Annotated in this window: 14 protein-coding genes and 1 pseudogene; 5 read left to right on the top strand and 10 right to left on the bottom strand. The window is 73.2% G+C overall.

Features of this window, described 5'->3' with window-relative positions; translation table 11 throughout:
- Positions 1–31 precede the first annotated feature (31 nt).
- On the bottom strand, positions 32–739 hold the full coding sequence (locus tag MF408_RS08655) for a DJ-1/PfpI family protein (RefSeq protein ID WP_240251020.1): 708 nt from the start codon (positions 737–739) through the stop codon (positions 32–34).
- A gap of 68 nt (positions 740–807) precedes the next feature.
- Here MF408_RS08655 and MF408_RS08660 point away from each other — a divergent pair, with 68 nt between their 5' ends.
- Complete coding sequence (locus MF408_RS08660; RefSeq protein ID WP_275693378.1) at positions 808–1,836, top strand: helix-turn-helix domain-containing protein; 1,029 nt, start codon at positions 808–810, stop codon at positions 1,834–1,836.
- A gap of 42 nt (positions 1,837–1,878) precedes the next feature.
- On the opposite strand, the gene MF408_RS08665 is transcribed toward MF408_RS08660, so the two are convergent.
- Complete coding sequence (locus MF408_RS08665) at positions 1,879–2,274, bottom strand: hypothetical protein (RefSeq protein WP_240251022.1); 396 nt, start codon at positions 2,272–2,274, stop codon at positions 1,879–1,881.
- Between the two features lie 308 nt (positions 2,275–2,582).
- Here MF408_RS08665 and MF408_RS08670 point away from each other — a divergent pair.
- Both MF408_RS08670 and MF408_RS08675 read left to right on the top strand, forming a co-directional pair.
- Positions 2,583–2,759 (top strand): annotated as a pseudogene (locus MF408_RS08670) (methyltransferase domain-containing protein); the annotation flags it as partial.
- Positions 2,760–3,306: 547 nt separating this feature from the next.
- On the top strand, positions 3,307–4,908 hold the full coding sequence (locus tag MF408_RS08675) for an MFS transporter (RefSeq protein ID WP_240251023.1): 1,602 nt from the start codon (positions 3,307–3,309) through the stop codon (positions 4,906–4,908).
- Here MF408_RS08675 and MF408_RS08680 read toward each other — a convergent pair.
- The 8 genes from MF408_RS08680 to MF408_RS08715 form a co-directional block, all read right to left on the bottom strand.
- A complete protein-coding gene (locus MF408_RS08680) occupies positions 4,889–5,833 on the bottom strand; it encodes a peptidylprolyl isomerase (protein ID WP_240251024.1) in 945 nt (314 codons plus the stop codon). The two genes, MF408_RS08675 and MF408_RS08680, sit on opposite strands and share 20 nt — an antisense overlap.
- Positions 5,834–5,887: 54 nt before the next feature.
- On the bottom strand, positions 5,888–7,021 hold the full coding sequence (locus MF408_RS08685) for a class II histone deacetylase (protein ID WP_240251025.1): 1,134 nt from the start codon (positions 7,019–7,021) through the stop codon (positions 5,888–5,890).
- 126 nt (positions 7,022–7,147) lie between these two features.
- On the bottom strand, positions 7,148–9,049 hold the full coding sequence (locus MF408_RS08690; protein WP_240251026.1) for a LuxR C-terminal-related transcriptional regulator: 1,902 nt from the start codon (positions 9,047–9,049) through the stop codon (positions 7,148–7,150).
- The gene (locus tag MF408_RS08695; RefSeq protein WP_240251027.1) at positions 9,049–9,672 is read right to left on the bottom strand and encodes a BMC domain-containing protein; all 624 of its coding nucleotides are present in this window, start codon (positions 9,670–9,672) and stop codon (positions 9,049–9,051) included. The genes MF408_RS08690 and MF408_RS08695 overlap by 1 nt, the downstream gene beginning before the upstream one ends.
- Positions 9,672–11,057 (bottom strand): aldehyde dehydrogenase family protein, encoded by a 1,386-nt coding sequence (locus MF408_RS08700; protein WP_240251028.1) that lies wholly within the window; start codon positions 11,055–11,057, stop codon positions 9,672–9,674. Before MF408_RS08700 ends, MF408_RS08695 begins: the two co-directional genes overlap by 1 nt.
- The gene (locus MF408_RS08705; RefSeq protein ID WP_240251029.1) at positions 11,057–12,304 is read right to left on the bottom strand and encodes an NAD/NADP octopine/nopaline dehydrogenase family protein; all 1,248 of its coding nucleotides are present in this window, start codon (positions 12,302–12,304) and stop codon (positions 11,057–11,059) included. Before MF408_RS08705 ends, MF408_RS08700 begins: the two co-directional genes overlap by 1 nt.
- A gap of 56 nt (positions 12,305–12,360) precedes the next feature.
- The gene (locus MF408_RS08710; protein WP_240251030.1) at positions 12,361–12,648 is read right to left on the bottom strand and encodes a BMC domain-containing protein; all 288 of its coding nucleotides are present in this window, start codon (positions 12,646–12,648) and stop codon (positions 12,361–12,363) included.
- Between the two features lies 1 nt (position 12,649).
- The gene (locus MF408_RS08715; protein WP_240251031.1) at positions 12,650–14,314 is read right to left on the bottom strand and encodes a EutN/CcmL family microcompartment protein; all 1,665 of its coding nucleotides are present in this window, start codon (positions 14,312–14,314) and stop codon (positions 12,650–12,652) included.
- Positions 14,315–14,411: 97 nt separating this feature from the next.
- On the opposite strand from MF408_RS08715, the gene MF408_RS08720 reads away from it, so the two are divergent.
- Together MF408_RS08720 and MF408_RS08725 are read left to right on the top strand one after the other, a co-directional pair.
- Entirely contained in the window at positions 14,412–15,551 is a 1,140-nt protein-coding gene (locus tag MF408_RS08720) for an FAD-dependent oxidoreductase (RefSeq protein ID WP_240251032.1), read from the top strand.
- Positions 15,552–15,754: 203 nt separating this feature from the next.
- Entirely contained in the window at positions 15,755–17,113 is a 1,359-nt protein-coding gene (locus MF408_RS08725; RefSeq protein ID WP_275693455.1) for an amidase family protein, read from the top strand.
- Positions 17,114–17,231: the final 118 nt, after the last annotated feature.

A 17,231-nucleotide genomic window follows, 5' to 3' on the forward strand; every position in this document is an offset into this window, starting at 1 on the left:
GATACCATGGCATGCTGACTTTGCTATGGCATCAGGGCGCTGTCAACGCTCCCCAGTGGTCGAGCGCCTCGTCGTCGAACCGGGCGGCGAGCTCGTGGACCTCGGCCGGCGCACGCTCGGGTGACCCGGCGTCGTACGGCGGCTGCGGGTCGTACTCGGTCCACAGCTGCACCGCCTGGGCCGTCCGGCGGTCGGTGAGCAGCTCGACCAGGCGGAGGGCCATGTCGATCCCGCTGCTCACCCCGGCGCTGGTGATGATCCGCGCCGCCGGCTGCTCGACCACCCGGTCCTCGGAGGGCACCGCTCCGAGCCACGCCAGCTTCTCCCGGTGCCGGTAGTGGGTGGTGGCCGGCAGGCCGGTCAGGAGGCCGGCCGCCCCGAGCACCAGCGACCCCGAGCACACCGACGTGGTCCAGGCGGTGTGCTCGTGGGCGGTCGCGACCCAGTGCGGCAGCCCGGAGCGGAGGGCGGCGGCGGTGCCGGGACCGCCCGGGACCACGACCACGTCGGGCCGGTCGACGTCGTTCCAGGGGACGGCGTCGAGGGTCAGCGAGCCGCGGTCGTCCACCACCCGGCCGCCGGCCTCGGCGACGAGCACCACCTCGGTGCCCGGCGTGAACGCCAGCACCTGGTAGGGCCCGACGACGTCGAGCGCGGTGAAGCCGTCGTAGAGGGGGATCGCGACGGTCCGGGTGGCTCGGCTGGACCGTTCTTCGGTCGGGGTGGGTGTCGTCGTCATGGGACGACCGTGCGCCGGGGCGTCCGCGACCGGCCAGCCCGGCACGGCGCGGTGTCCGGATCCTTGGTGTGCCTGTCGGTCAGACCTGGCGCGCAGGCGGCCTCGACTGCCTACGGTGGTGCGATGACAGAGCCGCGACGAGTGCTGGTGGTGGGCTACCCCGCCGCCGAGCTGCTGGACATCGCGTCGGTGGTGACCGCGCTCCAGCTGGCGAACTGGCGGCACGGCCGCGCCGCCTACCGTCCGCGGCTCGCCTCCCCGGGGGCGGACCGATCACCACCGGCACCGGCCTCGTGCTCGCGGCCGAGGTCGCGCTGGAACGCGTGCGCGGGCCGCTGGACACCCTCGTCGTGTCCGGCGGCATCGGGTACGTCGACGCGATGGACGACGAGCGGCTGCTCGCGCACGTGCGCCGGCTCGCCCGTGAGTCGCGCAGGGTGGCGTCGGTGTGCACCGGCGCCGGCGTGCTCGCCGCGGCCGGGCTGCTGTCGGGCCGCCGGGCCGCCACGCACTGGGACCACGCCGCCGACCTCCAGGCCCGGTTCCCCGACGTCGTCTTCGACCACGAGCCGATCTTCGTCGTCGACGACGGCGTCAGCACCTCCGCCGGCGTCACCGCGGCCCTCGACCTCACGCTGGCGTTCGTCGAGGCCGACCTGGGGCCGGAGGTGGCGCGCGACGTCGCACGGCACCTGGTCACCTACCTGCAACGGCCGGGCAACCAGGCGCAGATGAGCATGTTCACCGCCCCTGCCGCCGCACGGCACTCCGTGGTGCGGGAGACCGTCGACCACGTCGCCGCGCACCTCTCCGACGACCTCTCCGCCACCGCGCTCGCCACGCGCGCCGGGGTCAGCGAGCGCCACCTGTCGCGGCTGTTCGTCGAGGAGCTCGGGGTGACCCCGGGCCGCCACGTCCGGCAGGCCCGGGTCGACGCGGCGGCGCACCTGCTCGCCGGCAGCGACCTGACCGTGCAGGCGATCTCCGTGCGCTGCGGGTTCGGCACCGCCGAGTCGTTGCGCCAGGCGTTCGTGGCGGCGTACGGCGTCTCGCCCTCGCACTACCGCGGCACCCAGCGTCGGCTCACCGCTAGGTGAGCCCCCCGACGGTCCGGCGGCGCCGGATCGACGGCCACCCGCTCACACTCCGGCCACGGCGACCGCGGCGACGCCGACCCAGCCGCCGCTGACGGCGAGGAAGGACGCGACGGTCACCGCCCGGAACCACGCCCGGTGCTGCTGCCGCTCGTCGACCATCAGCGGCACGAACAGCAGGGCGTTGGTCCAGCCGCCGATGCCGACGGCCAGCGCGACGGCGGTCGGGAGGTCGGGGACGGCGACCCCGGCGGCCATCAGCAGGACGCCCATGATGATCAGGTCCAGGTGCAGCTGCCGAAGCCGCCGTGGGTGGCGCACTCTGAGCGCCGTCAGCAGTCGGCGCGAGGTGGGGCTGTCGTCCACGGCCACGGCGTACGGGAAGCCGATCAGCGCGCCGAGGGCGACCTCGGCTGCTCCGGCTGCGATCAGGGCGTCCACCGAACCTCCACTGTCGTCGTCACGAGCTCATCTGCTCCTCGGGCGCTGGGCGCCGCGAACCGTACCGGATCTCCGCTTCGCTCCTCTTTTTCCATTCGGCAACAAAGTTTGCAATCTGGCTGCGGTCGCCCCACCATCGACGTAGGCCCCGGCGACACCGCGGGCCGGCGCAAGGCGCGGCGGGACCCGCGCGGAGGAGGAGCGAGTCGATGGACCACACGTCCGGCCACACGTCCGGCCACACGTCCGGCCACACGTTCGACAGGGACTACTGGGGCCGGGTCTGGCGCGGTGAGCGCGCGCCGGCCATGGCCACCAGCGCGGCGAACCCGCACCTGGTGCGCGAGGTCGTCGAGCTCACCCCCGGCACCGCTCTCGAGGCCGGCTGCGGCGGCGGCGCCGAGGCGATCTGGCTGGCCGAGCGGGGCTGGCAGGTGACGGCTGCCGACGTCTCCGCCGACGCGCTCGCCGGCGCCGCCGCCCGGGCCACCGCTGCCGGCGTCGCCGTGCGCTGGGTCGAGGCCGACCTGGCCACCTGGGAGCCGGGGGACCACGTTCGACCTGGTCACCACCCACTACGCCCACGCCGCGATCCCGCAGCTGGAGCTCTACGACCGGCTCGCGTCGTGGGTCGCGCCGGGAGGCACCCTCTTCGTCGTCGGGCACCTCCACCACGGGCACGAGCACGGCCACGGCCACGGCCACGGAGCGCACGCGGGCCACGGACAGGCCCACGGCGGCACCGAGCCGCCGGCGTCCGCGTCGGTCACCGCCGCAGACATCACCGCCCGGCTGGACCCGGCCCGGTGGACCGTCGTGACCGCCGAGGAGACGCAGCGGACCGTGCCCGGCCCCGGTGGACACGAGCGGACGATCCACGACGTCGTGGTCCGCGCCACCCGGCGTACCTGAGACCCGCGGACCCGCACCACCGCGCCGCGCCCGCCAGCGGCGCTCGTCACCACCACCCGACGCGCCGTCGGGGCCCGCTGCCCCGACGCGGACCCATCCTGCCCTCACGAAGGAGCCGCCATGAGCACGCACCCACCCTCGACCGCGCCCGACCACGACCACGGTCACGACCACGGCCACAGCGACGACCGGGCCACCATCGACGACCCGCGCCGGCGCCGGCTGGTCCTCGTCGCGGTCTGCGTCGCGCTGATGGCCGTCATCGCCTCGGTCACCGGGCTCAACGTCGCCCAGCCGGAGCTCGCGCTGGAGTTCGGCGCGTCGCAGAGCACGGTGCTGTGGTTCATCAACCTCTACACGCTGAGCCTCGCCGCGCTGCTGCTGCCGCTCGGTGCCCTCGGCGACCGCCGGGGCCGCAAGCCGGTGCTGCTGCTCGGGCTGGCCGTCTTCGGGGCCGCCAACGTGGCCGCGGGACTGGCCACCTCCGCGGAGATGATGCTCGCGTCGCGCTTCCTCGCGGGGGTGGGCGCCGCCATGATCATGCCGGTCACGCTGGCCGTGATCACCTCGAGCTTCCCCGAGTCCGAGCGCGCCAAGGGCATCGGCGTGTGGACGGCCGTCGGCGGCGGTGGCGGCCTGTTGGGGATGTACCTCTCGGCGCTCCTCGTCGACGTCGGGTCCTGGCGCTGGCTCTTCGTCCTGCCCGTCGTGCTCGTGGTCGTGGCCGCCGCCCTGGTCGTGCGCTCGGTGCCCAACTCCCGCGAGGTCGCCGACCACCGGTTCGACCTCGTCGGCGCAGCCACCTCCGTCGTCGCCGTGCTCGCCCTGATCTACGCCCTCCACGAGGGCCCCGTGCACGGCTGGTCCACACCCGCCGTCCTCGCCTGCCTCGTCGGCGGCCTGGTCGCGGCGGCCGGGTTCGGCGCGTGGGAGCTGCGGCAACCGGCGCCGCTGCTCGACGTACGCCTGTTCCGCGAGCGCAGCCTCGCCGGGGGCTCGGTGTCGCTGCTCGCGGTCTTCGGGGTCCAGGCCGGGATCTTCGTCGTGCTCTTCCCCTTCCTGCAGGCCGTCCTCGGCTGGTCGGCGCTCCGCGCGACGCTGGGGATGCTGCCGATGGCCCTGGTGATGATGGCCGCGTCCGGCCTGGCGCCCCGGGTGGCGAGCCGCGCCGGGAGCCGCGCCACCATGGCGGCGGGCGTCCTCGTCCTCGGCGCCGGGTTGGCGTTGATGGCCACCGTGGTGTCGGTCGACCGCGGCTACCTCTCGGTGCTCCCGGGGATGCTGATCATGGGGCTCGGCATGGGCCTGGCCATGACCCCGGCGACCGAGGCGATCACCGGCTCGCTGCCGCGCGAGCGCCAGGGCGTCGCGTCGGCGCTCAACGACGTCACCCGCGAGTTCGGGACGGCCATCGGCGTGGCCCTCCTCGGCGCGCTGCTCACCGCCGGCTACCGCAGCTCGATCGACCCCCGTCTCGACGGCGTCCCCGACGACGTGGCCGCCACCGCGCGCGAAGGCGTCGCCAACGCGATCGGAGCCGCCGATGCGGCCGGCCCGCAGAGCGCGTCCGTGGTGCGGGCCGCGCAGGAGTCGTTCGTCGACGGGTGGCAGCAGGCCATGTGGGCCGGCACCGCCGTCATGGCCGCCCTGTTCGCCTACAACGTGCTGCGTCGCAGGGGGAGCGCCGACAGCAGCGAGGTGCTCAGCGCTCCTCGATCGTGACCGACTCCATGAACAGCCGCTCGGCGAACGCCTCGCCGCCCATCCCGACGCGGTCCATGGCGGTCATGGTCTCGATGACGTCCATGCCGCGCAGCACGCGGCCGAACGTGGTGTGGATCCGGTTGTCCCGGAAGCCGTCGTCGAACCAGGTGCCGTAGGCGATGTAGAACGAGCTGCCCGCGGTGTAGGGGCCCTCGCCGGCCGTCGTCACCGTGCCGACCGGGTAGCCCTCGCGCTCGGCCAGGTCCAGCTCGTCGGGGAGCCGGTAGCCGACGTCCCAGCTGGTGGTGTTGTCGCCGCTGCCGGCCTCGACGGCAGTGACCCCGCCGAAGTCGCGGAACACCTCCAGGCCGTCGTAGAAGCCCTCCTGGGCGAGGAAGACGAACGAGTTGACCGCCACCGGCGCGGCCTTCTCCAGCAGGTCGATGGTGATCGTGCCGCAGGAGGTCTCGATCACCGCGACGTAGTCGACGCCGTCACGCAGCACCTCGGCCGGGCCGCCGGGGTAGCGGGGACGGCTCGCCCGGGCCCCGGCCGGGACCTTCCCGTCGCAGGCCACCGGCCGATCGTCGCGCAGCGGCCTGGTGCGGCTGTCCACCGGGGTTCCCGGCTCCACGGTGTAGTCCTCGGCCAGCACCTCGCCGGCGGCCATCGCCTCCGCCGCTGCGGAGGCCTGGGCGTCCGCAGCTGCCTCGGACTCCAGCAGCTCGGTGTTCTCGACCACCGGCTCCTCCGCCTCCGGGTCGCCGTCGTCCCCGCCGGACAGCGCGACCCCGCCGGCGACGACCGCCACCACCGCGACGACCGTCCCGACGACGCCGAGGACCCGGCCCCGGCGGCGCCGCGCCGCCAGCCGCGCCTGCTCGCGCTCCCACTGCTCCCGCTCGGCCTGCTGCCGGGCCTTGCGCTGCTTGCTGCTGCTCACGTCCCTCCTCGGTCGGGCCAGCCTATCCAGCCGGATCCGGGAGGAGACGCCGGCTCAGGAGCGAGGTCCCTCCGGGTGCGGGATGCGGTCGACCTCCCGGGCCGCTTCCGCGATGGCCTCCTTCTGGCCGGGCTCGAGCTGCGCTCGTCCGTACAGGTTCTCGACGAGGAACCAGTACGGGTCCTCGATGCTCTCGACGCCGGCGAGCGCGGCGATGGTGAGCGCTCCACAGATGGCCAGGTAGTGGATGCTGTAGCCGCCCTCCTGCACCATGACGAGCTTGCCTCCGCACACCTGCTCGGCGACGGCCTTGACCTTCTCGGTCATCGCCGCGAAGCCCGGCGCCGACACCATCGTGTGCGACAGCGGGTCCAGGATGCTCGGGTCGAAGCCGCAACCCACGATGATCAGCTGCGGGTCGAAGGCGCGGAGCGCGGGGACGACGACCGCGTCCATCGCCTCCAGGTAACCGGCGTCGCCGGTTCCCGGCGGCAGCGGGATGTTCAGGTTCGTGTTCGCTCCGGACCCGCCGCCCCGCTCGGTGACGAAGCCCTCGTCCTGCGGGAAGAACCGGTCCTGGTGCATCGAGATGGTGAGGACGCTCGGGTCCTCCCAGAAGATCGACTGGGTCCCGTTGCCGTGGTGCACGTCCCAGTCGAGGACCGCGACCCGGTCCACGCCCAGGGACTCACGGGCGTGCTTGACCGCGATCGCGACGTTGTTGAAGACGCAGAAGCCCATCCCCGTCTCCGCGGTCGCGTGGTGCCCGCAGGGATGCACGAGCGCGAACCCGTTGTCCACCCGCCCCTCGACGACGGCGTCGACCATCGCGATCGCCCCGCCCGCGGCCAGTGCCGCGATCTCGTACCCCCCGCGCCCGAACGGCGAGATGCCGTCACCCGCGTCGCCGCCCTTCGGCAGCTTGCTCTCGCTCACGATCCGGTCGTGGTGCTCCTTGGTGTGCACCCGCAGGATCTCGTCGGCGGTGGCGGGGCGCGCGGGGACCTTCACGAGCTGGTCGACGAGGCCGGAGACCTCGACGAGCTCGTTGATCCGGCGCTTGTTGTCCGAATGCGCGAAGTGGAAGGCGACGGGCTGCATGCCCGCGGCCGGGTCGGCGGGGGTGAGGGACCCGCTGCCGGTGTCGTTCCATCCGTACAGGGCGTGCCAGAGGTATCCAGTGGACATGGTGGCTCTCAATCTGGAGGAGACGGTCGCCGGGTCGCCGTCTGCGGGAGCCGCTCCGGGGCCGGAGCGCACTTCGACGGTAGGACGGCCGACCGGGGGCGACCATCGGTCAGATGACGTATTGCGTCAGCCCCGCGGGAGGCACCGCGACCGGACGGCGACCACGGCCGCTTCCGCGCGGGTGCTCACGCCGAGCTTGGTGAAGATGTGCTCGACGTGGGTCGACACCGTACGGCGGGCGATGCCCAGCTCCTCGGCGATCTCGCGGTTGGACGCCCCGTCGGCCAGCAGGCGGAGGACCTGCGCCTCGCGGGAGGAGAGACCGGCCCGCAGCTGGCGGCACGCCATCGCGACCACGCCGCCAAGGGTCGGCCTCAGGCGTTCGAAGACCTCCTTGGTCCCGGGCGGCACGTGGTCGAGCACCGTGTTGACGTTGCAGATCCCGACCACCCGTCCCCGCTCGTCCTGCACCGGCACCGACATGCCGTTGGCGAAGCCGGACGGCGCCAGGACGGCACGTGCCGTGTGGCTGTCCCGGAAGCCGGGGATGTCGTCCCACGTGAGGAGCTTCTCGGGCCGCCGCATCTGGGTGGCGAACCCGAAGCACCGGTGGGTGAACGTCGCGGAGGTGTAGTAGTCCGCCACGTGCTCCTCGTGGCCGACGTTCACCACCTCCACGTGGGCGTCGGAGGTGTCGTCGACGACCGTGACCTGCATCGCCTCGATGCTGGTCTCCCTGCAGACCAGCTCCGCGACGCCGCGCAGCTGCGTGAACGCGTCGTCGGACAAGATGCCCAGGACCGACCCGACCCAGCCTGTCATCGCACCGTCCTCGGTCGGGTCCGCTCGCTCGCTCAGCCGGCCAAGCGGTCGCGGATCGAGTCGGCCGCATCGGCCAGCCCGCGGAGCTCGGCTTCGTCGAGGGCGTCCTCGACGACCTCGGCGACGCCGTTGCGGGCGAGCCGGGCACGGACTCCGAGGAACACCCCCTCGATGCCGTACTCGCCGTGCAGCATCGCGGAGACCGGCAGCGGCTCGGACGTCGCGCCCCGCAGCGCGTCCATGACCTCGACCACCGCGTGGGCGGGCGCGATGAACGCCGACCCGGTCTTGCGCAGCGCCACGACCGCGGCGCCGCCGTCGACGGCGAGCTTCGCGCACCGCGCGAGCTCGGGCTGCGGGAGCACGTCGCGGGCCGGGCGGCCCCTTGATCGTCGCCGACGACACGACCGGCACCATCTCGGCGCCGTGACTGCCGAGCGCGACCGCCCACACGTCGGCCGGCGCGACCCCGGCTGCCTCGGCCAGCGCGTTGCGGAACCGGCTGGAGTCGAGGGTGCCGGCCATGCCGATCACCTGGTGGTCGGGCAGCCCGGAGGCCCGCCACATCTCGTGGGTCATCTCGTCGACCGGGTTGGTGACCACGATGACCACCGCGCCGGGCGCGTGGGCCCCGATCGCCTCGGCGACGTCGCGCACGACGCGGCCGTTGATCTCGAGCAGTCCTGCGCGGGTCATCCCCGGGCTGCGCGGGCGGCCGGCGGTGACCACGACCACGTCCGCCCCGGCCACCAGCTCCAGGGACGTCCCCCCGCGGGCGCGGGTCGCCGCGCCGGTGATCCCGGAGGCGTGCTCGATGTCGAGGGCGGTGGCCGCGGCCAGGCCGGGCACCACGTCGATGATCGTCAGCTCGTCGGCCATCCCCGACATCGCGGTCAGGTGCGCGGCCGTCGTGCCGACCATGCCGCTCCCGACGAAGGCGACGCGCAGGAACCGGGTGGGTGTCAGCCCGCGTCGCGGCTCCGGCGCGCTCCAGCGCGGGGAGCGCTTGAGCAGCAGCCTCTGGATCGCACGCGTGGGATCGATGCCGGGCACCGCCGCGGGCGGGTCGTCGTGCCGCAGCTCGACGCCGACGGTCTCCGCGGCCTCCAGGGCCTGCGGCGTGATCACCGCGCCCGGCGGCACCACCAGCCGGCGCTGCCCCTTGCGGGCGGCCGACCGGACGTCGTACTCGGAGATGACCGGCATCAGCGACCTTCCATACCGGCCAACAGGTCGGTCGCGGCGGTGACGGCGGTGCGGACCTCCTCCTCGGTGCCCGTGATGAACAGCCGACCGAACCGCCCGACCGCACGGACCTCGACGAGCTTGATGCTGGCGTGCTTCTCCGCCTCGTTGGCAGCCGCGGTGATGTACGCCGCGGGCGAGCACTCGACGATGCCGAGGGTCTCGCCCGGCACGACCATCGAGCCCTTGCGCCACTTGTTCAGCAGCTGTGCCTGGTAGGGCTCGACCGAGGTGATGATCTGGCTGCTCTCCACCGTGGGTGCGATCCGGTCGGCGAGGGACAGCCCGGTGTGGCTGAGGATGGCGTCGCGGGCGGCGTTGATCTCGGAGTTGTGCGGCGAGCGGAGGATGAAGAAGCCGAACTCGCGCTCCACCATCTGGGTGGACGCCTCGATCTGGGCGGCCTTGAGGGCGATGTCGACGATCCGGAACACCTCGTTGCCCGGGCCCAGCTCGCCGACGAGGATGGTGTCCCCCGAGAGCGGGATCGATCCCTGCACGGTGGCACCGTTGTACGCCGCGAACTGCGGCTGCAGGCGGTCGATCTGCACGAAGGCGCGGAGCTGGAACGGGGTGCTGGTCATCAAGAGGTCCTCTCGAACAGGTCGGCCATCGTGCGCCAGGGGCGGGACTCGTAGGCGATCCGCTTGACGTTGATCAGGTGCAGGGCGGTGACGTTGTCGGAGGTGATGGAGCCCGACATCGTGCCGGTGCCGAGCATGAAGCTCGGCTCGACGTCGGCGGAGAAGCCGATGCCCGCGTGCATGCAGGGGACGTTGACGAACACCCGGCCCGCCGACAGCGTGGAGAACCGCGCCACCACGTCGGGGTCGTCGGCGTGGAGCGCCGTCGAGTGGCCCTCGCCGCCGAAACGCAGGATCTCCTGGCACACCCGGTAGCCCGCGTCGGCGTCGTCGACCTCGTAGAACGCGAGGACAGGGCTCAGCTTCTCGGCCGAGAGCGGGTGGCTGCGCCCGACGGTGTCCTGCTCCGCGAGCAGCACCCGCGTGCGCGGCGGCACCGAGAAGCCGGCACGCTCGGCCAGCACCGCGGCCGGTTGCCCGACGTGCTCGGGGACGATCCCGAGGTCGCGGGTGAACAGCAGCCGCCCCAGCGCCTCGGCCTCCTTGCTGGTGCAGAAGTAGCCGCCGTGGGCGCGGAACTCCTCGCGCAGCCGGCCGGCGATCGGGCGGTCGGCGACGATGGCCTGTTCGCAGACGCAGCCGGTCCCGTGGTCGAAGTCCTTGGAGGTGAGGATCCCGTCGGCGATGTCGGCCAGGTCGCCCGCCTTGGAGCGGTCGACGTAGCAGGGAACGTTGCCCGGACCGACCGCCAGGGTCGGCTTCCCCGACGAGTACGCCGCCCGCACCATCCCCGCGCCGCCGGTGGCCAGCACGACCGAGGTGCGGTGGTGCCTCATCAGCGCCCCGGTGCCCTCGATGCTGGCCTTCGCCATGCACTGGACCAGGTGCTGCGGAGCCCCGGCCTGCTCGGCCGCCCGGGCCATCACCGCCGCGGTCTCGAAGGAGGCGCGGGCTCCCCGGGGGTGCGGCGCGCACACGATCGCGTTGCCCGCCTTGACCGCCGACAGCACCTTGAAGATGACCAGCGCGGTCGGGTGCGTGACCGGGATCAGCCCCGCCACCACGCCCATCGGCTCACCGATCGCGACCACCTTCGTCGCGTCGTCGCGCCAGAGCACCCCGAGGGTGGTGACGTTGGCGAGCCACTCGCCCACCACCCGGGCGTTGTAGAGGTTCTTCAGCCGCTTGTCCTCGACGTCGCCGTAGCCGGTCTCGGCGCGGGCGAGCTCGGCCAGCCGGCCGGCCTCCCGCTCGGCGGCCTGGGCCATCGCCCGCACGATCCGGTCCACCTGCTCGGGAGGGAACTCGCGGAAGCGCAGGAACGCCTCATGGGCCCGCTCGGCACATCGACGGGCCTCCGCGATGCTCTCCAGGTCCTCGTACATCACAACCTCCGCCACACGTCGGTGTGCGGGCGGTCCGCACGCGGTGCGGCGATCACCCGCCGGAGCTCGCCCGGGTCGTGGCCGGCGAGCCCCAGGGTCTGCAGGGAACGGCCCTCCCGGCCGAAGTCGGTGCCGGCGAAGCTGGAGGCGAGCGCGACCATGGTGTCGGTCGCAGGGGTCGGCACCCCCGCCTCGCGGCCCGCGCTGGCCAGCGGTACCAGGCTGTGCGGGACGTCGTCGATGACCCGCGGGCCGCCACCGGTCCCGATCCGGAGCTCGTCGAAGACCTCGAGGTCGCGCAGCGCCGCGGCGAGGTCGCCGTCGTCCTCGACCTCGTCGGCCGGCTGGCCGCCGTACGCCCGGCGCAGCCAACCGGCCGCGGACGGCAGGTCGCGCACGCCGTACCGGAAGGCGACCTCGCGCCGCTCCTCGTCGAGCTGGTGCAGCAGGCTGTCGGCGAGGGCCTGGGGGACCAGCTCCTTGAGCAGCACGCCGGTCCCGGTGCCGCCGTTGACGACCGCCACGTTGGTCAGGACCGGTGCGACCGCGAGCACGCCGGTCACCGTTCCGAAGGCGGTGTCGAGCGGTCCGTCCACCGGGCGCAGCGCGGGCACCAGCGGCCGGAGCCGGGCGGCGACCTGGTCGGCGTCGGTGACCGGCAGCGCGGACACCCCGAGGTGCCGCGCCACCCCGTGCACCTCGACGCCCGCCCCCCGGGCCGTCGCCAGGTAGGGCACCGCCTCGAGCTCGGCGACGGTCACGCGTGCGGAGCAGAGGTGGGCCTGCAGGTCCCTGCTCAACGCCACCGACCCCAGGAAGCGCCCCGGGACCAGCACCAGGAGCTGACCGTCGGCGAGGTTGCCGGCCAGGAGGCCGGCGTAGGTGGCGTGCGCAGTGGCCGGCGTGGCGACCACGATCGCGTCGACCCCGGCCACCGCCTCGTCGAGGCTGCGACTGAGACGGATGTGCGGTCGGTCGGACGGCTCGGTCGAGACGGGATAGCTGCCGACCAGGTGCGCTCCGCGCACCGTGATGGTGCCGGCCTCGGCGAGCTCGGTGAGCTCGCGACCGAGGACGGAGTGCAGACGCACCTCGAGCCCGGCTGCCAGCGCCTCGCAGGCCAGCAGCCGCCCGACCGCGCCGGCACCCAGCACCGCCACCGAGCGCAGCGGCGGAACCGGTGCGGCGACCGGCGGCGCGCCGGCGTCCAGGGCCGCGAGCACGGCTCGGAACTCATGGTCAGACATGCGGAAGTCCTCTGCGGGTGGTCACGCGGGTCCGCGCGGGGCCGGGCCCCGCGGGGTCACTGGGCGGCGGGGACGATGGCGGCGATGTCCTCGTGGGGACGCGGGATCACGTGCACCGAGAGCACCTCGCCGACCTTGTTGGCCGCGACCGCACCGGCGTCGGTGGCCGCCTTCACCGCACCGACGTCGCCCCGCACGATGATCGCGACGAGCCCACCGCCGGCGGCCTCCTTGCTGACCAGCTGCACGTTCGCGGCCTTCACCATCGCGTCGGCCGCCTCGATCGCGGGGACGACGCCTCGGGTCTCGATCATGCCGATCGCCACCTGGGGAACCTCTGCCATGTCACTTTCCTCTCGTACGGGTCCGGGCCGCCGCCGTCGACGGGGCCTGCTGCGTGGTGCTGGAACTGCGGGGCGCCGGCCCGGGAGCCGGTGCGTTGACGGATCCCGGCGAGGTGGTCACCTCGTCGACGATCGCGACGATGGCCAGGTCGGCCGGGAGCTGCCGGGTGTCGGCCGGCTGGCGGGCGGCACTGCCGCGGACGAGCAGCACGAGCTGCCCCGCGCCGGCACCGGTGACGTCGAGCGCGACCTCCACCTCCCCGGTGACGACGCCCTCCGCGTCGGCCCGCCGTACGAGCGCGAGCTTGCGTCCCTCGAGCCCGGCGTCCTTGACGGTGGCGGTGCACTGACCGACCACGACGGCGAGCTCCATCAGAAGACCTCGAGGTAGCGGTCGCGCTCGATGTCGGAGACCCGCTGGGTGACGAACGCGTGCTCGTTGCGGGCGATGCCGCTGACCACGTCGACCAGCAGGTCGCCGAACACCTCCCGGGCCAGGGTCGACTTGGCGAGCGCCTCGATCGCGGCAGGCACGGTCTCGGGGAGCACGTCGGCCGCGGTGTCGGCGTACGCGTCGTCGTCGGTCGGCGGCGGCGGCTCGAGCTGCTGCTCGATCCCGGCCAGGCCGGCGGCGATCTGTGCGGCCATGATCAGGTAGGGGTTGGAGTCGGAGGAGCCGTCGCGCTGCTCGATCCGCACTGCGGAGTCCTCGCCGTCGATCACCCGCAGGCCCACGGTGCGGTTGTCGTGACCCCAGGTCGCGTTCTGCGGACAGAAGGAGTAGGGGCTGGCGCCGCTTGTAGGAGTTCGGCGTCGGCGACCCGAACAGGGTCATCTCGGCCATGTGCTTCTGGAGCCCGCCGAGGTACCAGCGGCCGAGGTCGGAGAGGCGGCCGTCCTCGGCGAACGCGTTCTTGCCGTCCTTCCACAACGAGTGGTGCAGGTGCACGCCGCTGCCGGACTGCTCGTGGTCGATCTTCGCCATGAAGCTGGCGATGTAGCCGTGCTGGGCGGCGATCTCCTTGACCGCGTTGCGGAACAGCACCGCGTTGTCGGCCGTGCGCATCGCCTCGTCGTAACGGACGTTGACCTCGACCTGGCCGGGCGCGTACTCGGTGTTCGACGCCTCGATCGGGATGCCGAACTCGACCAGCTGGTTGCGCATCGGCGCCAGCACGTCCTCGTACTCGGCGGCGCGCGCGAGCCCGTAGCACTGGATGTCGTCGTGCCGCGGCTGACGGGTCTGCCTGTCGAGGAGGTAGAACTCGATCTCGAACCCGATCTTGACCTCGTAGCCCAGGTTGGCCGCCCGCTCGAGGACCCGCTTCAGCACGGCGCGGGGAGAGACCGGGATCTCGCTGCCGTCCTCCTCGAACGTCTCGCAGAGCACCTGGGCGGCTCCGGGCCGCCACGGCACCGGACGCAGCTCGCCGGGCATCGGGACGACGTGCATGTCCGGCCACCCCTTGCCGGGGTCCAGCCACTCGTCGTCGTCCCGCACCTCGCAGCGCGGGGTCCAGGTGTAGATCAGGCTGGCCATGTGGATGCCCTTGCGCGCCACCGTCGGCCAGGCACTGGCCGGCACCCGCTTGCCGCGCAGCACCCCGGCCGCGTCCGGCACCGCGAGCTCGACGGTGTGCACACCCTCGGGGAGTTCGACGTTCATGCGCTACCTCACAGACCGGCTCGGGGCTGACATGGTGACGCAAACCGTATACGGTATTCGGTATGACGACAAGGGTCACACCTCAGCAGGCTCTCCGATGACTCGCCGCACGACCGCGATCGTCGTCGGGGCGGGTGTGGCGGGCGCGACCACCGCACTGGCCCTCCGCCGGGACGGACTGGACGTCACCCTCCTGGACGCCTGGGAGCCCGGCCACGCAGCGGCGGCGTCGGCCGGCGAGCACCGCATCCTGCGGTCCAGCCACGGGACCGACGAGCTCTACACGCGGCTCAGCCGGGAGGGGCGGCTCGGTTGGCTCGAGCTCGGGGAGCAGACCGGACAGGAGCTCTTCGTCCAGTGCGGCGCGGTGATGCTGGCGCGCGAGGGCAACACCTCATGGGAGGACGCTAGCCGCGCGACCCTGTCCCGGCTGGGCATCCCCCACTTCGTCGCACCCGCCCACGAGCTGCCGGTCAGGTTGCCGGTGATGGACGCGCGTGGGCTCGCCTACGGCCTGTGGGAGCCCGAGGCCGGCTTCGTCTACGCCAAGCGCGCCACCCTCGCAGCCATCGAACAGCTCCGCCGTGAGGGCGGCACGGTGCGGCGGGGCCGGGTCACGACCGACCGCGACGAGCACCCGACCCTGGACGGGAAGCGGCTGACGGCCGACGTGGTCGTGCTGGCGGCCGGCGCCTGGATGTCCGACCTGTTCCCCCGGACCCTGCGGCGGATGCTCGACGTGGTCCGCCAGAACGTGATCATGGTGGCGCCGCCGGCCGGGACGACCGGCTACGACCACACCGACCTCCCGTGCTGGATCGACCACGGAAACCACGCCTACGGCATCCCGGCGGCCGGCGGCCACGGCTTCAAGGCCGTGCTCGTCTGGCGCCAGCTCAGCATCGACCTCGAGCGCGACGACCGGATCGTCGACGCCACCTCGATCGCGCGCACCCGCCGCTACCTCAGCAGCCGGTTCCCGGAGCTGGCCGACCGGCCGATCACCCAGATGGCGGTCGGCCAGATCGCCAACACGGCCGACACGCACTTCGTCATCGACCGGCACCCCGCCCACCCGCACCTGACGCTGGTCGCCGGCGACTCGGGACACCTCTTCAAGCACGGCCCCGCGATCGGCCGCTACGTCGCCGACGTCGCGCTGGAGCGGCACGCCACCGACGAGCGGTTCCGGATCAAGGACCGCGGCAGCGTGAGCCTGGCCGACCGGCCCCAGTGAACGCGCTCCGTCGGCGCGGAGCCGAGCCGTCGCCAACATCGGTCATCCGACCGATGGTTCCGGCCCCCGGGCGCTCCTAGGTTCGCAGCCACCCAAGCAGCGCCCGACCCGAGGAGGAACCATGGAGCAGGACCAGATCGGCTTCGCCAGCGCGGGAGGAGCTCGCGGACGCGGTCCGCACCGGCGACCTCAGCGCCGGTGAGATCGCGGACGCGATGATCGACCGCGTCGAACGGATCAACCCGCAGCTCAACGCACTGATCGCCTTCGACGCCGAGCAGGTACGCCGCGACGCCGCGGCGCTCGACCGTCACCGCGACGACGGTCGCGAGCTCGGCCCGCTGCACGGCGTCCCGTTCACCATCAAGGACCTCACCGCCGTGAAGGACCTCCCGCTCACCTTCGGCATGGTGCCGCTCAAGGACAACGTCGCCGACCACGACGCGGTGGTGGTCGAGCGCCTCCGCGACGCCGGCGGGCTGTTCCTCGGCAAGACCAACACCCCGGAGAGCGGGTACTACGGCGGCACCGACAACCACCTCTTCGGCCCGACGCACAACCCATGGAAGACGGGCCACACGGCCGGCGGCTCGTCCGGCGGCGCCGCCGCGGCCGTCGCCGCGGGCCTCGGCCCGCTGGCCGAGGGCAGTGACGGCGCCGGATCGGTGCGGATCCCGGCAGCGATGTGCGGCGTGGTGGGCTTCAAGCCGTCGACCGGACGCGTCCCGCAGACGATCCTGGCCGGTCGCTACTATGAGTGGGCCTACCACGGCCCGATCACCCGGACCGTGGGGGACGCGGCGCTGATGATGGACGTCATCTCCGGTCCGGACGCCCGCGACCCGCTCTCCCTCCCGCACGACGCCGCCGGCTACCGCGCCGCCCTCGACGAGGTCGACGTCTCGGGGCTGCGGGTGGCCTGGTCGCCCGACCTCGGCCTCGGCCACGTCGATCCCGAGGTCGCCCGCGTCTGCCGGGAGGCGGTCGACGCGCTGGCCGCCCTCGGCGCCGTGGTCGAGGAGGCAACCCCTGACTGGGGCGATCCGGAGCAGGCGATGTGGCACGGGGTCTGGGTCCCCGGGTTCGCCTCCGAGCACGACCTGATCGACTGGGACGAGTGGACCGGGCAGGTCGATGACCGGCTCGTCGCGATCATGCGGGAGGCCGAGCAGCTCTCCGGCGTGGACGTCGGCCGGGCAGACGCGTTCCGCGGCGCGATGTGGGACACGTTCACCCGGTTCATGCGGGACCACGACGTCCTGATCTCCCCGACCTTGGCGAGCGCGACGTTCCCGCTGGACCGGTTCGCCCCCCGAGTGGCTCGAGGGCGAGTCCCTCCAGCGACAGCTGCTCGGCTGGCTGTTGACCTACCCGTTCAACATGATGACCACCCCCTGCGATCTCGGTCCCCGCGGGCTTCACCGCAGACGCGCGACCGGTCGGCCTCCAGGTCGCCGGCGGCCTGCACCAGGACCGGCGGGTGCTGCAGGTGGCCGCGGCGCTCGAGGCAGCACGGCCGTGGGCCGGCCGCTGGCCGGAGGTGGCGCGATGATCCATGCTGAGGACCATGGCCGCGTGGCCGTCACCTGACCAGGACCTCCTGGTCCACCGGGCGGAGCAGCTCGAGGGGCTGCTCCGCTCGGTCCTGCCGTGCGCGGCCGCGGCGGTGGCGTACGCCGA

The organism is Nocardioides sp. TF02-7, assembly GCF_022437945.1.
GTDB lineage: Bacteria > Actinomycetota > Actinomycetes > Propionibacteriales > Nocardioidaceae > Nocardioides.

Excerpts from the sequence above, each read along its gene's own strand:
- MF408_RS08690 (WP_240251026.1), bottom strand. The coding sequence starts at position 9,049 with ATGCCGGTCATCTCCGAGTACGACGTCCGGTCGGCCGCCCGCAAGGGG.
- MF408_RS08710 (WP_240251030.1), bottom strand. The coding sequence starts at position 12,648 with ATGGCAGAGGTTCCCCAGGTGGCGATCGGCATGATCGAGACCCGAGGC.
- MF408_RS08705 (WP_240251029.1), bottom strand. The coding sequence starts at position 12,304 with ATGTCTGACCATGAGTTCCGAGCCGTGCTCGCGGCCCTGGACGCCGGC.
- MF408_RS08685 (WP_240251025.1), bottom strand. The coding sequence starts at position 7,021 with ATGTCCACTGGATACCTCTGGCACGCCCTGTACGGATGGAACGACACC.
- MF408_RS08700 (WP_240251028.1), bottom strand. The coding sequence starts at position 11,057 with ATGTACGAGGACCTGGAGAGCATCGCGGAGGCCCGTCGATGTGCCGAG.
- MF408_RS08695 (WP_240251027.1), bottom strand. The coding sequence starts at position 9,672 with ATGACCAGCACCCCGTTCCAGCTCCGCGCCTTCGTGCAGATCGACCGC.
- MF408_RS08715 (WP_240251031.1), bottom strand. The coding sequence starts at position 14,314 with ATGAACGTCGAACTCCCCGAGGGTGTGCACACCGTCGAGCTCGCGGTG.
- MF408_RS08720 (WP_240251032.1), top strand. The coding sequence starts at position 14,412 with ATGACTCGCCGCACGACCGCGATCGTCGTCGGGGCGGGTGTGGCGGGC.
- MF408_RS08655 (WP_240251020.1), bottom strand. The coding sequence starts at position 739 with ATGACGACGACACCCACCCCGACCGAAGAACGGTCCAGCCGAGCCACC.
- MF408_RS08675 (WP_240251023.1), top strand. The coding sequence starts at position 3,307 with ATGAGCACGCACCCACCCTCGACCGCGCCCGACCACGACCACGGTCAC.